Annotated in this window: 14 protein-coding genes and 1 pseudogene; 6 read left to right on the forward strand and 9 right to left on the reverse strand. The window is 71.1% G+C overall.

Going from position 1 to position 14052, the window contains the following annotated elements; all coding sequences use genetic code 11:
• Positions 1-182: 182 nt before the first annotated feature.
• Positions 183-677 carry a CAP family protein gene (locus AB0C20_RS16685; RefSeq protein ID WP_357187811.1) on the reverse strand — a complete coding sequence of 165 codons (495 nt, stop codon included), beginning with the start codon at positions 675-677 and terminating at the stop codon, positions 183-185.
• A gap of 533 nt (positions 678-1210) precedes the next feature.
• Here AB0C20_RS16685 and AB0C20_RS16690 point away from each other — a divergent pair.
• From AB0C20_RS16690 to AB0C20_RS16700, 3 genes are all read left to right on the forward strand, one after another.
• Positions 1211-1438, forward strand: coding sequence for a hypothetical protein (locus tag AB0C20_RS16690; RefSeq protein ID WP_357187813.1), 228 nt, complete (start codon positions 1211-1213; stop codon positions 1436-1438).
• A 58-nt stretch (positions 1439-1496) separates the two neighbouring features.
• Positions 1497-2453: a 5'-3' exonuclease gene (locus AB0C20_RS16695; protein WP_357187815.1), complete on the forward strand. Its 957-nt coding sequence runs from the start codon at positions 1497-1499 to the stop codon at positions 2451-2453.
• A 126-nt stretch (positions 2454-2579) separates the two neighbouring features.
• Positions 2580-3788: a low temperature requirement protein A gene (locus tag AB0C20_RS16700; protein ID WP_357187817.1), complete on the forward strand. Its 1209-nt coding sequence runs from the start codon at positions 2580-2582 to the stop codon at positions 3786-3788.
• A 14-nt stretch (positions 3789-3802) separates the two neighbouring features.
• Here the strand turns inward: AB0C20_RS16700 and AB0C20_RS16705 are convergent, their stop codons facing one another.
• Both AB0C20_RS16705 and AB0C20_RS16710 read right to left on the reverse strand, forming a co-directional pair.
• Complete coding sequence (locus AB0C20_RS16705) at positions 3803-4561, reverse strand: Asp/Glu racemase (RefSeq protein WP_357187819.1); 759 nt, start codon at positions 4559-4561, stop codon at positions 3803-3805.
• Positions 4558-5385 carry a hypothetical protein gene (locus AB0C20_RS16710; protein ID WP_357187821.1) on the reverse strand — a complete coding sequence of 276 codons (828 nt, stop codon included), beginning with the start codon at positions 5383-5385 and terminating at the stop codon, positions 4558-4560. The genes AB0C20_RS16705 and AB0C20_RS16710 overlap by 4 nt, the downstream gene beginning before the upstream one ends.
• Before the next feature lie 252 nt (positions 5386-5637).
• On the opposite strand from AB0C20_RS16710, the gene AB0C20_RS16715 reads away from it, so the two are divergent.
• Positions 5638-5844: a hypothetical protein gene (locus AB0C20_RS16715; protein WP_007460667.1), complete on the forward strand. Its 207-nt coding sequence runs from the start codon at positions 5638-5640 to the stop codon at positions 5842-5844.
• 78 nt (positions 5845-5922) lie between these two features.
• On the opposite strand, the gene AB0C20_RS16720 is transcribed toward AB0C20_RS16715, so the two are convergent.
• The gene (locus tag AB0C20_RS16720) at positions 5923-6285 is read right to left on the reverse strand and encodes a helix-turn-helix domain-containing protein (RefSeq protein ID WP_357187824.1); all 363 of its coding nucleotides are present in this window, start codon (positions 6283-6285) and stop codon (positions 5923-5925) included.
• Between the two features lie 95 nt (positions 6286-6380).
• On the opposite strand from AB0C20_RS16720, the gene AB0C20_RS16725 reads away from it, so the two are divergent.
• Both AB0C20_RS16725 and AB0C20_RS16730 read left to right on the forward strand, forming a co-directional pair.
• Positions 6381-7265, forward strand: coding sequence for an NAD(P)-binding domain-containing protein (locus AB0C20_RS16725; protein WP_357568307.1), 885 nt, complete (start codon positions 6381-6383; stop codon positions 7263-7265).
• Between the two features lie 162 nt (positions 7266-7427).
• The gene (locus AB0C20_RS16730) at positions 7428-8387 is read left to right on the forward strand and encodes a TIGR03557 family F420-dependent LLM class oxidoreductase (protein WP_357187828.1); all 960 of its coding nucleotides are present in this window, start codon (positions 7428-7430) and stop codon (positions 8385-8387) included.
• A 103-nt stretch (positions 8388-8490) separates the two neighbouring features.
• On the opposite strand, the gene AB0C20_RS16735 is transcribed toward AB0C20_RS16730, so the two are convergent.
• The 5 genes and pseudogenes from AB0C20_RS16735 to AB0C20_RS16755 form a co-directional block, all read right to left on the reverse strand.
• Positions 8491-9993, reverse strand: a complete 1503-nt coding sequence (locus AB0C20_RS16735; protein ID WP_357187830.1) for a hypothetical protein — start codon at positions 9991-9993, stop codon at positions 8491-8493.
• Between the two features lie 174 nt (positions 9994-10167).
• The gene (locus AB0C20_RS16740; protein WP_357568308.1) at positions 10168-12264 is read right to left on the reverse strand and encodes an amino acid transporter; all 2097 of its coding nucleotides are present in this window, start codon (positions 12262-12264) and stop codon (positions 10168-10170) included.
• An 87-nt stretch (positions 12265-12351) separates the two neighbouring features.
• Complete coding sequence (locus AB0C20_RS16745) at positions 12352-12753, reverse strand: hypothetical protein (protein ID WP_357187834.1); 402 nt, start codon at positions 12751-12753, stop codon at positions 12352-12354.
• 374 nt (positions 12754-13127) lie between these two features.
• Entirely contained in the window at positions 13128-13898 is a 771-nt protein-coding gene (locus tag AB0C20_RS16750) for a DUF5995 family protein (RefSeq protein ID WP_354942729.1), read from the reverse strand.
• Between the two features lie 59 nt (positions 13899-13957).
• Positions 13958-14052, reverse strand: a pseudogene (locus tag AB0C20_RS16755) (bifunctional demethylmenaquinone methyltransferase/2-methoxy-6-polyprenyl-1,4-benzoquinol methylase); the annotation flags it as partial.

The raw sequence follows: 14052 nt of genomic DNA on the forward strand, positions 1-14052 counted from the left end.
CGACTATAGTCCGTTCCAGATTGGAACGCGCCGGCTTGACGAACGGGGGACGGCGACATTCCCGTCGACGAACGGGCCGGGGCGGGGCGGGCATACCCGTCGCCTCGGCCCTGAGGGCGGTTCGGGGGCAGCCCCGGGGGGCGCACCGGTCACCACCGGTACGCCCCCCGGGGGTCGGCGTCTCAGCTCGCGGACGTCACGTTCATCACGTACTGGCCTCCCATGTTTCCGGGCGGCGAGAAGTTGGCCACGATGTAGGTCTCCCACCATTTCGTGCCCTGGCCGGCGACCCGCCCCACGCCCAGCTTCGTGGTGTTCTTCCAGACCAGCGCGGTGAAGTGCCCGATGGCCTTCGTGGAGTCGATGGCCTTCCCCGTGGCGAAGTCGTAGTTGCTGATCTCGCTGTACCAGGAGTCGACGGCAGCGGTCCCGGAGCCTGCCGTCGGGCCAGTCGAGGCGCCCGCCCACGACCCGTTCTCACCGGTGTCCGGTCGCAGACCCTCGTGGGTGAGATTGCCCTTCTCGGCCATGAAGGACGCCCGCGACTTCGAGTACTCCACGAGCTCCAGGTCGAGGGTGAGCAACGACGATCCGTGCCGCGCCCGCAGTTCGTTGACCTTGCTCAGCACCTCTTGCAGGAACTCGTCGTTGGTTCGATCCGCGAATCCATCTCGCATGATGTGACACCTCTTCTGAAGAAGAACGGCGGAATGTCTGCCCCTGATGGGCGGCTCGGCCCTCGACGGCTGGCACAGCGGGTCGGATGGCCATCGACAGCCTTCCATCGACAGACAGGAAAGAGCCGTCACTGAAGGTGATGGATTGATGACAGAAGCGATAACACCGGCTCTCGCCGGTGAACCGATGCGGAGATGCCGCAGCGGGCCTGGCCGCACCGCCCCAGGTGGTGACCGGGGCACCCTGGCGTGGACGCACCGTCAGCGGCACGCGGTCTCAGACCCGAACGACATCAGCGGCGTGACAGAGAATTTCCTCTTCTCTGTCACAACGGCGATTTCACACCCCGCCGCCGACCGGTGCCGTTCGCTGACGACATCGACGCTACGTCGCCACCCGATTGCCCAGCTCGTCACGACTTCGGCACACCGGCCGGCAGGTGCTCCGCCTGCGTTTTCCGGCCCGGCGCGTCCCCGCGGCCCTAGCCTGGGATCGGGACGCCCGCGCGGGCGACCCGACCGGGAGGACCGACGTGGCAGGGAACCAGGCGAACCGGGCGGCGACCCGCCGTCGCCGCCAACTGTGGGCCGGGGTCCTCGCACTCGTCGGCCTGGTCCTGCTGGTCATCGGCGTCACCGTCGCCGACGGCGTCGCGGCCTGGGTCGAGGTGGTGGTAGCGATCCTGCTGCTGGTGACCAGCTACGTCGTGCAGCACCTGGCCCGGCGGGACACCGTCTACCGGCCCAATGAGCGACGCTGACACCACCAGCGGCCGGGCGTACGCCAGATCGTCGGACGGTTGTGCCAGGCTGTCCGGCGTGGCACACCGACCCCCGATCCTGCTGATCGACGCAGCCAGCCTCTACTTCCGCGCCTACTTCGGCATTCCGGAGTCCGCCGCCAAGGCCGAGGACGGCACCCCGGTCAACGCGGTGCGCGGCTTCCTCGACATGCTCGCCACCCTGATCCGGGTGCGGGGCGCCGACCGGATGATCTGCGCACTGGACTACGACTGGCGCCCGGCGTGGCGGGTCGACCTGCTGCCGTCGTACAAGGCGCACCGGGTCGCCCCGCAGGGCGGCGAGATCGTTCCGGACACCCTCTCCCCGCAGGTGCCGATGATCCTGGAGGTGCTGACCGCTGTGGGCATCACAGCGGTCGGCGCGACCGGCTACGAGGCGGACGACGTGCTCGGCACCCTCTCGGTGACCCAGCCCGGCCCGGTCGAGGTGGTCTCCGGCGACCGGGACCTGTTCCAACTCGTCGACGACGCCCGACCGGTCCGGCTGCTCTACGTCGGGCGCGGCGTCGCCAAGCTCGACGACTGCGACGACGCCGCCGTGCGGGCCCGCTACGGTGTGCCAGCCGACCGGTACGCCGACTTCGCCGCGCTGCGCGGCGACCCGAGCGACGGGTTGCCCGGGGTGGCCGGCGTCGGCGACAAGACCGCCGCCCGGCTGATCGAGCGGTACGGCAGCATCGCCGGCATCCTGGCCGCCCTCGACGACTCCGACTCGTCCTTCGCACCGGGCCTGCGCGCCAAGCTGGTCGCGGCACGCGACTACCTGGGCGTCGCGCCGACCGTGGTCCGGGTCGCCCTGGACGTGCCCCTGCCGGAGCTGCCCACCGCGCTGCCGAGCGCGCCGGCCGACCCGGACCGGCTGCTCGAGCTCGCCCAACGATGGAACCTGGCCGGCTCGGCCCGCCGCCTGGTTGACGCCCTCGCCGCCCCCCGTGGCGGCGAGAAGCCGTCGCCATCCCCGCAAGCGGGATAACCACCCGACACGACCCGGTCGGGGGACGAGCGGGCGAACGCGGAATCCCGCGTTCGCCCGCTCGTTACCGTCCGTAGAGGTGGATCGGACAGGTCCATCGAGTCGAGCGGTTCCGCAGGAGATCCCGTGCACCTCGCCGCGCCGCAGCCCGGATCGCCACGGGCCAGCGGTCCGCCGGTACGCGACCCGGAGGCCCCACGCCGGGTCACCCTCCTCGAACTCTTCTTCGACCTGGTGTACGTGGTCGCGCTGGCGCTCATCTCACGGGGAATGGTCGAGCAGCTCGACTGGCACCGCGCCGCCGAGGCACTGATCATGCTGGCCGCCGTCTGGTGGACCTGGACGATCACCACGCTGGTCACCGACCTGTACAACCCGGAACGCACCGAGATCAAGCTACTGATCAGCGCCGTGATGTTCGGCGCGCTGCTGATGACCACGGCAATCCCGGAGGCGTTCAACGACCGGGGGCTCGTCTTCGCCGGCACCTACGTGGCGATCCACCTCGGGCGTGGCCTGTTCCTGATGCCAGCGGTACGCCGCGAACCACAGACCCAGCGTCGGGCGGCCCGCATCTTCCTCTGGTTCGCGGTATCGGCGATCCCGTGGCTCATCGGCGCGTTCGTCAGCGGGGACGCCCGGATCGTGTGCTGGGCCATCGCGCTCGCCATCGACTACGTCGGCTTCCGCCTCGCGTACCCGGTGCCGGGGCTCGGGGTGGTGCCCGAGAAGCAGCGCAACGTCACAGCGGAGCATCTCTCCGAGCGCTACCAGCAGTTCTTCATCATCGCGCTCGGCGACGCCATCCTGACGATCGGCACCATGTTCAGCATGGAGCACAACGAGGCCGAGAACATTGGGGCCTTCGCTGTGGCGTTCCTGACCACGCTGCTGCTCTGGCGGATCTACGTACACAAGTCCGGCGAGTTGCTGCCGACCGCCATCCAGGCCGCCGAGTCGCCCAGCAAGTTCCTGTTCAGCGCCCCGTACACCCATCTGGTGATGATCGCCGGCGTGGTCACCACGGCGGCCGGCTTCCACCTGGTGCTGCACGAGCCGACCGGACGGACACCACCGGCCTGGCTGGCGGTGATCCTCGGCGGCCCGGCACTGTTCCTGGCCGGCCGTGCCGCCTTCGAGTACGAGGTCTTCAGCCGGGTGTCGTGGTCCCGACCCGGTGGGGTGCTGGCGCTGCTGACCATCGCGCCCGCCCTGCTCTACCTGCCGCCGGGCTTCGCCTCTCTCGGCGGGCTGCTGGTGCTGGCGGGCGTCGCCTACGCGGACTTCAGGCGCAGCCACGGCAAGCCGCCGGAGAAGCCCTCACCGCCGCACTGAACCACGCCCGCCACTCACCGCGGAATCGGGCCGGCCAGCAGCCGACCTGCGTCGGGCACGTACGGTTCGACACCCAGACCGCTGAGCAGTTGATGCACTGTCGCCGTCGCCGCGGTGAGCACCGGGCGGCCGAGACGGGCCTCCACCAGCGGCACGGCCGCCAACGACGGCAGCTGCACACAGGCGGAGAGGACCACTGCGTCCACGCCGGTCACGTCCAGACGACCGGCCAGCTCGACCAGCCGCTCCGCGGGGATGCGCCCGACCGCCACGTTGTCCGGCTCGCAGAGGCTCACCGCGTCGGTCACCTGCACGCCGTACGCGGCGAGGTAGGCGACGACGGTGGCTGTCAACGGCGGCAGGTACGGCGCGATCAGTGCCACCCGCCGGGCACCCAACGCCCGCAGCCCCGCGACCAGCGCGCCGGCACTGGTCACCACCGGCATGTCGTGCCCGGCGCGACCGGCCGCGCGGCCCAACCGCCGCTCGGCCCGCTCGTGCGCGCCGGCGCCCTCGCACATCACCGCCACCAGACAGGCGTACGCGAGCACGTCGCAGCGGGCGTCGGCCAATTCCGCGGCACACCGCAGGGCGGAGCGGTTCATCCGGGCCAACTCGTCGGCGGTCACCTGACGCAGCCGTACCCGACTGGCGTGGGTGGTGAAGCGGACCGTCGGATCGACGACCTCACGTCGGCGCAGCATCGCCGGGATCTCGGTCTCCATCGTGGTGTTGGAACTGGGCACCACCAGGCCGATGCGATAGCCGCTCACACCAGTGCCCCGGCGTACCCCCGGACCTGCAATCGTTCCCGGGCACCTCCGGCCAGGCGCACCTGGAGACCGAGCGGCGCGGCTGCGCGGCGGACATCGTCCAGGTGCAGCGAGCCGTGCCGGTCCACGGTGAGCACCGGCGGTTCTTCGAGGTCACCCTCGGGCGCGTGGAACGAGAGCAGGGTGACCGAGGTGGTGAGGTAGCCCGGGTACGCGGCGCGGGCCGCAGCCTCGTCCCGATGGACCAGCACCACCAGATCGTCGAGGTGGGCGAAGTCGGCGGCGAGGGCGCCCGCCTTCCAGTGCGCCGGTTCCTCCGCCGCTCCGGTGAGATGCCGGGACCGGTTCGCCGAGGTGATGTAGAGGTGATCCGTTCCAGTCTCGGCGAGCGCCCGCTCGAAGAACGCGTTGGACGGGCAGGTCAACCCCGGTGCGATCACCTGGGTGGTCCGCATCCCCTGGTCGATCTGGGTGAGGTGCTCGGGGAGCCGATCCGCCGCGGGCCCGCGGAAGCCGAACGGCCCCGCCCCGTAGAGGGCGTCCATCAGCGCCCGCACCCGACCGACCGGCAACCGCGGCGAGATCCGCGTCCAGTCGAACATCCCGGGGATCCGGCCGATCGCTGTGGTGATGCTGCCGACCTGGTGGACAGGTCGGCCCTTGGCCAGGTTGACCCGGCGCACGGTGGCCGCGTCGGGACGCGTCACGATGACGTAGAAGTTGGCGAACGCCGCCGCGACGATCGCGCCGCCAGCAAGCGCGCGGGCCGCGACCGCGACGTCCTCGGGGCGGTCGATATAGAGGGGCGGTGTCGGGGCGTCCATGAGTCCTCCTCGGCGGGGCCGTGAGGCAGTTCTACGTCCACCCACCCGGATGACGGCAAGGTCGGTCGCCGATCCGATAGCCGACAGGCGCTACCCGGTGCGGGCGGCGGATGCCCGGGCGGTACACAACGGCGGACGGCATCGGCCGGATGGGGGATCCGCGGGGGGTCGTCGCGCGCAACCGTTAGCCGCGCGACCCGATTGGGTACAACGGCTGCACCTCAGATCCACCACATACCTCAGGAGGCAGCGATGCGCGGCACCTCGATTCTCGGAGTCATCGTCGTGATCTGGTTGGTGATCGGCGCCATCGCCGGTGGCCAGCGCGGTTATTACAGCGGCGACGACACCAACTGCGCCGAGGCCGGCACCATCCTGGTCACCATCGTGGCCGGGCCGTTGAACTACATCGGCGCCAACCCGAAGGTCGACTGCAAGCTGCCCGAGCCTTCCAAGTAGACGACAGACGTATCCCGGCCCGTGCCCCCACTGCGGAGGCACGGGCCGAGGCGGTTTCGGCGAGGTCGCTCGGGAGCACTAGCCCGTCTCCTCCCCCGACCGTCGAACGGTCGACCGGTCGCGTCCCCAGGCGGCCAGTGGCTCGAGGGCGTCGTTGAGGCGCGTGCCGTCCTCGGTCAACGAGTACTCGACGCGGGGCGGCACCTCGTCGTAGGAGGCGCGGTGCACGACGCCGTCCGCCTCCATCTCCCGTAGGTGGGAGGCCAGCACCTTCTCGGTGATCCCCGGAAGCAGTCGACGCAGCTCGCCGAAGCGACGCAGGGGGTGCTCGTGGAGTGCCCAGAGGATCAGCACCTTCCACTTGCCGCCGATCACCTCCATCGCGGTGTCGATACCGCAGATGTGTCCGTCCGCGGTGCCCGGCCGGTTCACCGTCGCCATACCCACCCCTCCGACGTGCTCGCTCACCCCCGGGAAACCACGCACTCCGAAGTGCGTACTTGATCACCTGGGGGCCGATGACCAGCCTAATCAGCATGGAACAACAGAACACTGTGGAGAAGCCCCGCGTCACGATGCTGGGGCTCGGCGCGATGGGTACCGCGCTGTCCCGCGCCTGGCTTGCCGCCGGCTACCCGCTCACCGTCTGGAACCGCACTCCGGCCCGCGCGACAGCGCTCGCGTCCGACGGGGCGAGGGTCGCGGGCAGCGCCGCTGAGGCGGTCGCGGCGAGCACCCTGGTCGTCGTCTGCCTGTTGGACGACAGCTCGGTCGACGAGGTGCTGGCTGGTGTCGACCTGGTCGGCCGGGATCTGGTCAACCTGACCACCAGTACCCCTGCCCAGGCCCGCGCCCGCGCGGCCTGGGCCCGCAGCCGCGGCGCCCGCTACCTGGACGGTGGAATCATGGCTGTCCCGCCGATGGTCGGCGTGCCGGAGGCCGGCGGCTACGTCTTCTACAGCGGCTCGCCAGCGCTGTTCGAACGGCACCGGGAGACGCTGGGCGTCCCGGTCGGCACCACCTACGTCGGCGAGGACGCGGGCTTCGCGGCCCTGCACGACGTGGCTCTGCTCAGCGCCATGTACGGAATGTTCGCCGGGGCCGCGCACGCCTTCGCCCTGATCCGTCGGGAGGACATCGACCCGGCGGCGCTCGCCCCACTGCTCGCCGACTGGCTCGTCGCGATGGTCCCGGCGGTGCACCGGACAGCCGACCAACTGCGCAGCGGGGACTACACCACTGGCGTCGTCTCCCCTCTCGCCATGCAGGTGGCCGGCACGCCGACCTTTCTGCGCACCGCCGAGCAGCAGGGCGTCAGCCCCGAACTGCTCCGCCCCTACTTCGACCTGATGCGTCGCCGCCTGGCGGAGGGCGGTGGCGAGGAGGACCTGACGGGCGTCATCGATCTGCTGGTGCGCTGAGCGATGTCCGGCGGCTGGATGTTGTCCTTCATGCCTGACGTCGACCTCCGCACACCGCCTAAGGCATCCTAGGAGGCTGGTTTGCAGCCCGTCGGCGTTTGTCCGCGCCGGGGCCGGGAACCGCCGATGCCTCAGTCAGCGAACGGGATCGGGAGTGTGGGCATGCAGATCGGCTACAAGCTGGCCGCAGAGGGGTACGGCCCGCAGGAGATCATCCGGCAGGCCGTCCTGGCCGAGCGAGCCGGCTTCGACTTCGTCGAGATGAGCGACCACTTCCACCCGTGGCTGGACGCTCAGGGGCACTCGTCCTTCACCTGGAGCGTGCTCGGCGCCATCGCGGCCAAGACCAGCACCCTGCGCCTGGCCACCGGGGTCACCTGCCCGACCGTCCGCTACCACCCGGCGATCATCGCACAGGCCGCGGCGACCATGGCGCTGATCTCCGACGGCCGGTTCACCCTCGGGGTGGGCGCCGGAGAGCGGCTCAACGAGCACGTCGTCGGGCAGGGCTTCCCCAGCGTGCGGGGGCGACACGAGCGACTGCGCGAGGCGCTGGAGATCGTCCGGCTGCTCTGGCAGGGCGGCTACCAGTCGTACGAGGGCCGGCACCTGCAACTGGAGGACGCCCGGATCTTCGATCTGCCGGACACCCTGCCCGTGATCGCGGTGGCGGCCAGCGGTGAGGTGTCGGCGCGGCTCGCCGCCGAGTTGGGCGACGGCCTGTTCGCCACCGAGCCGGACGCGTCGATCGTCGAGCACTACCGACGCGCCCAGGGTTCGGGCCCGCGCTACGCCGAGGTGCCACTGGCCTGGGCCACCGACGAGCACCAGGCGGTGCAGGCGGTGTTGCAGACGAGCCGATGGATGGTCACCGGCTGGAAGGTGATGAGCGAACTGCCGAACCCGGTCAACTTCGACGCGGCCAGCGCGTACGTCGAGGAGAAGCACATCCGGCAGCTCTTCGCCATCGGCCCGGACCCGGAACCCCACGTCGCCAAGGTCCGGTCGTACGTCGAGGCCGGCTTCGACCACATCGTCCTGCAGAACGCCGGCCCCGACCCGGACGGCTTCCTCGACTTCTTCGCCGGCGACCTCTCCGGCCGGTTGCGCGCGATGGGTTGACGCCGTGACGAGGAGCAGGACGGTGCACCGCCCGTCCGGACGATCGTCCGGACGGGCGGTGCACACAGGATGAACGCGCTCGGGATGGTGCGCGGGTCGACGCTCAGCGGAAGCAGTGCGCGATCGGCACCTGGCTGCCCTCGCAGTTGGTCGGCTCGTTCTCGACCACCACGCTCTCATCGTCGATCTTGACCTGGGCGTGCATGCCGAAGATGCCGCCGGGCTTCACCGTCGACGCGTTGTGGGTGATCTTGCTGGTGTAGATCGCCACCGAGCCCGCGCTGGCGTAGATGCCCCCGCCCTGGGACGCGGCGCCGACAGCCTCGTTACGGGTCACGTCGCTGCCGCGGACCAGCAGATTCGCCTTGTCGGAGTAGATGCCGGCTCCGAGGCCGTGGGTGGTGTTGCCGTCGATCACGCTGTCGTCGATCGGCGTCAGGCCCTTCACCGTCGAGACGCCGCCGCCGTTGACTGTGGACGTGTTGCCGCGGATGGTCATCGTGCGCATCACCAGCACCGCGTCGGAGTTGGCGGCACCGCCGCCGACCTGCGCTGTGTTGTCCAGCAGCTCGGTGTCGGAGACCTTCGTCCGGGCCGAGAAGCTGGCCAGCCCGCCACCCTGGCCGGCGCTGTTCTGGGTGAAGGAGGCGCTCTCCACCTCGGCGGCACCACGGTAGTTGCCCAGCCCGCCGCCGTAGGCGTTGGCGCTGTTGCGGTGGAACTCCGAGCGCTTCAGCGTCAGCACGCCGCCGTTGAGCAGGCCCCCGCCCTTGCCCGCGGCGCCGGAGGCGCTGTTGCCGACGAACGTGGAGTCGGTGACCACCATGTTGCCGTCGTTGAAGATGCCGCCGCCACCCCCCTCGGGCGACAGCGAGGTGCTCTGCGTGACGGTGACACGTTCCACAACGGCGGTGGCGCCGTGCACCACGTGCACGCTGCCGCCCTCGATGGCCGAGCGGCCGTTGTGCAGTTCCACGTCGCGCAGGGTCAGCTCGCCGCCGTCGCGGACGGTGAAGAAGCGGAACGAGGCGGCCTGGGCGGCCCGGGCGATGGTGGCGCCCGCGCCGTCGACAGTGATCGGCTGGTAGATCACCGGCAGGCCGGCGGTGTCGTCGGCCGGGTTGTGTGGCGGCGCCTCGGCGTCGCCGGGTGTCTCGGCGGCGTCGGCGGCTTCCCGGGCGTCACGGATCCCGCCGTCGTACTGGTCGGTCTCGTGGAACGCCTCGGTGAGGGTGTAGCGGCACTTGGGCGCGAGGCGGAGTTCGCCGCCGCCCTCGGCGTTGGCAGTGACCAGCGCCGCCACCAGCTTCGCGGCGTCGCACGGCACCGACACGACGCCCCGCTTGCCGGTGCCCGGGGTGGTCGGGCGGGCCCGCTCCGCGTCGTCCTGGCCGGGCTGCGTACCCCGCCGGTCGCCGTCGCGGCGGTCGTCGTCGGCTGCCGGGGTCAGCCGGGCCAGTCCGGGGAGGGTGAGGGCGCGGTCGGCGGCGGCGGCCGCGCCGGCCGCTCCCACGACCAGGCTCCCCGCCAGCAAGCCGCTGGCTAGGAACCATCGGGAGCGCCGTCTGGGTCGGGTCGCGCGGTCTCCCTCTCGGTACGTGGACATCAACGGTGCCTACCTTCCTGCGTACGTGACGTGGCCGCGCGCCGATTCGGGCGCGGGGGGCTCGACGTGTTCGCCGGCTACCAAACGTCACGATAGGTCCGCAATACGGACAGGAAGGCGTGAACGTGAAGAGTGCACTCTTTCATCTTCAAAGCTGTCAGAGCAGCATCGAGGTCACCCGCCCACGTGGATGCCGGGCCGGCGCAGCGGGTCCCGTTCGGTCCGTCGGATGATCTCCCGCACCACCGGCGGGGTGTCCCCCCGGCCCAGGATGAGGTAGCGCGCCAGGTGCGCGATCGGGCTGCCCTCCGACCACTCGAAGTGCGCGTGCGGCCGGACCCCGGTGGCGTCCCGCAGGGCCAGCAGGATCGCGGCGATCGCGTTCGGCGCGGCCGGGCTGTTGGCTCGCAGCACCCGGAAGCCGCCCACCTCGATCCCGTGCACGCGCAGCACCTGACTGAACTCCGACGGATCGACCACATCGATCTCCAGGAACAGCACGTCCGCGGCCCCGGGCACCGGGTTCATCCCGCGCTGCGCCCGCTCCTTGAGCGTGTACTCCTTCACCGACCCCTTCTGCCGCTTGTTCGCGATCAGGTGCAGCTGCCCGTCGTGCGCCAGCGACTCGGTGATGAACCGACGGGCCGCCTCGTCGAACTCGATCCGCTCGGCGCGCAGCTCGGTGGTCCGGGTGACCCGGGAGACCAACGAGACCACGATGATGCCGAGGATGAACAGCGCGGAGATCGTGATGCCGTCCGGCTGTTCGATGACGTTCTCCAGCAGCGCGTACAGCAGCACCAGGGTCAGCGCTGTGAAGCCGATCGCGGAGCCACGCCGCTGGTGACGGGCCGCGGAGATCGTCACCGCCACCGCCCCGGACACCATCATGGCCAGGATCCCGGTGGCGTACGCCCCGGCCTGGGCGTTGACGTCGGCGCGGAAGGCGATCGTGATGGCGACGCTGACGACGGTGTAGACGATCACCACGGGGCGTACCGCCCGCGCCCACTCCGGCGCCATGCCGTACGACGGCAGGTAGCGCGGCACGATGTTGATCAGCCCGGCCATCGCCGAGGCGCCGGCGAACCACAGGATGAGCACGCTGCTCACGTCGTAGACGCTGCCGAACACCTCCCCCAGGTAGGCGTGCGCCAGGAACGCCAGCGCGCGTCCGTTCGCGCCGCCGCCCGGCCGGAACTCCTCCGCCGGAATGAGCGCAGTGGTCACGAAGGTCGTCGAGATCAGGTACACCGACATGATCAGCGCAGCGGTGGTGAGCAGCCGGCGCGTGTTGCGGATCCGGGCGGCAAGGCGGGCCTGCTTGTCCGGGCCGTCGGCCGCCACCAGGGGCATCATGCTGACCCCGGTCTCGAAACCGGACAGCCCCAGCACCAGCAGCGGGAACGCCAACACGGCGGTGAACAGCACCTGGCCGGGTCCGCCACCGGTCGAGGTCACCGCGGCCGTCCAGTTCGACACGATGCCCGGATCCTCGACGATCCGGGCCACCGCGACCACGACGATCACCGCGTTGAGCACCAGGAAGACCGCGACCAGCGGGATGGCCACCACCACCGCCTCGCGGAACCCGAGCAGGAACACCCCGCCGAGGATGAGCAGCAGCACCACGGTCACCACCACCGGCACCAGGGACCCGTGCAGGACGTCCGGCAGGTACGGGTTCTCCAGCAGGTGCACTGTGGCGTCGGCCGAGGAGAGGGTGATCGTGATGATCCAGGAGGTGGCCACGAAGCCGAGCAGCACGAGGACGAAGATCTTGCCCCGCCAGAACGGCAACAACCGCTCCAACATCGCCACCGAACCCTGACCGTGCGGGCTCTCGTGGGCCACCCGCCGGTACATCGGCAGCATGCCGAACAGGGTGAGCACGACGATCAACAGGGTCGCCAACGGGGAGAGCGCCCCGGCCGCCACCGCAGCGATGCCCGGCAGGTACGACAGCGTGGAGAAGTAGTCCACGCCGGTCAGGCACATCACCTGCCACCAGGCGTGCCGACGGTTCTGTCCCTCGGTCGCCTCGGGGCCGGGCGGTTGCACCTGGTGCTGAAAGAGCCACCGGCGCAGCGGGCTGGCCGGCGGCGCCGAGCGGGTCGGGGTGGCCACGCGGTCGGGCACCACGACACCCTGCCGGCCGCCCCGGTGTGGGCGCGCCGGATCGCGGGCCGCCCGCAGCGCCGGGTCCGGCCCGCTCGGCGCGTGGCGGCGCCCGCTCCAGCGCCGTGGTTTCGCCCGGTGCTCGTCAGCCATCGCCAGTCCCACCCTCACAGGTCCTGATCTGACGGTAGGCGGTGCCCCGCCGCCCGATCGGCGGAACCGGGCACCTGTTCGGCCTGCTCAGGACAGGTCCGCGACGGCGAGCAGCCGGGCCAGCGCGGGCGGGTCGGCGACTGTCACAGTGGCCGCCGGGTGCCGGGGCCGCCCCCCGGGCACCAGCGCCGCCACCGGTACGCCGAAGCGCAGGCAGATCCCGCCGGCCGCACTGCTGCCGAAGGTCGCCCCGCCGTCGGCCAGCGACAGGTGCGGACCAATCGCCCGCCACCAGCGGTACGGCCCGCTCAGCTCGACGGCGGTGACGTTGTCCCGGTCGGTCCGCAGCCGCCACGGCCCGTACCGGATCATCAGGTCCCGTTCGGTGACGGCGACCCAGGCCGTCGCCGGGCGGACCCCCAGCAGCGCCAGCACCGGGCGGAAGACCGGATCGAAGCGGAACGGGAAACGGGCCACGGCGCCGGTCATCGGGCGCCGGGCCGAGCGGTGGGTCGCGACACCGGGCCGCCCGGCCGCAGGGGGCCGGGCCGCGCGGGCCGGGGGCGGGCGGCGGGCCGACGCCGGGCCAGGACGGTCATGGCGCGGGCGTACCCGATCCGAGCCCGCCGACACCCCCGGATCCACACGCCGTCGGCGTGACCCCCGTTCGGCGCTCCCCCACCGCCGGCCGACACCCCCCGGGCCGGCCGACGGTGGCAGACGGTCGACACCCCCCGGGCCGACCGGCTGTCCCCTGCGTGACCGACCCGACCTCGGGCGGCCACGCGGGGTGGAACTGGTGGGACGCGCCCCCGCGCTCCGCCGCCCCCCACGGGGCGGAGCGCGGAGGCCCCCCGTCCCGGCTACTGCAGGAACGCCCCGAGGGGCGAGAGCAGCAACCGGCCGAGCGCCGCGGCGTTGTCGTCCAACCGCGTGCGCTCACACTCGCGGGCGTCCGGATCGTGCCGGCACCGCCAGATCTTCTGCGCGTTACGCCAGGCGACATCGCGGGTGTACTCGACCAGTTCCCCCTGGTACCAGTCGTCGATGTCGCCGTTGAGCATGTCGATGAGCAGCTGCCACCGCTCCAGGTAGCCCCGGCGTAGGCCGGGGATCTTGTCCGCGAAGATGTTGTTGATCTCGAGGTAGTCGTGGTGCTGGTCGCTGCCGTCAACCGGCTCCGACTCCAGGTGATCGAACGTGGTCACCAGGGCGAACGGCAGGTCGAAGTTGATGTGCGCGTTCACCCCGGCCGCCGCCGACGGCAGCGGCCGGGCATCCGGCCCCTGCATCCGCTCGAAGAGGCACGACCACGCCTTCGGGGTGCCGGGGCTGGAGTCGGTCCACAGCCGCATCGCGTCGAAGTACCGGGCGGCGAACTCGACGTCGAGCCGGGAGAGGAAGACCGGGTCGACGAAGCGGTCGTCGTACAGCCCGTCCAGCACGCTGCTGGTGATGGTCAGGTAGAGCTTGTTGAAGTCAGCGAGGGGGCAACTGGCTTCCAACGGTGGCAACCGGACCAGCATGTCCTGGAGCTTGGTCAGATGATCGACCACGGCCGGCACGTCCGCGGGATGATCGGCGAGCAGGTCGACGATGTCCCGGTGCACGGGCCCCCAGACCGGTTCGATCATTTCTCCTCCATTGTGGTCGGCGGCATCCCCCGTGCCGTCGTCGACGCGGCCCAGCCTCTCGGCAGCCGCAGCGCGTCTCCGGCCAGCAGCGGCACCTCGGGCCGGGCCCGCTTGCCGGTGTGCAGCATGCCGAGTGACAGGTCGACCCCGACCG

The sequence above is a fragment of the Micromonospora sp. NPDC048843 genome (assembly GCF_040649965.1).
Taxonomy (GTDB): Bacteria; Actinomycetota; Actinomycetes; order Mycobacteriales; family Micromonosporaceae; genus Micromonospora; species Micromonospora hortensis.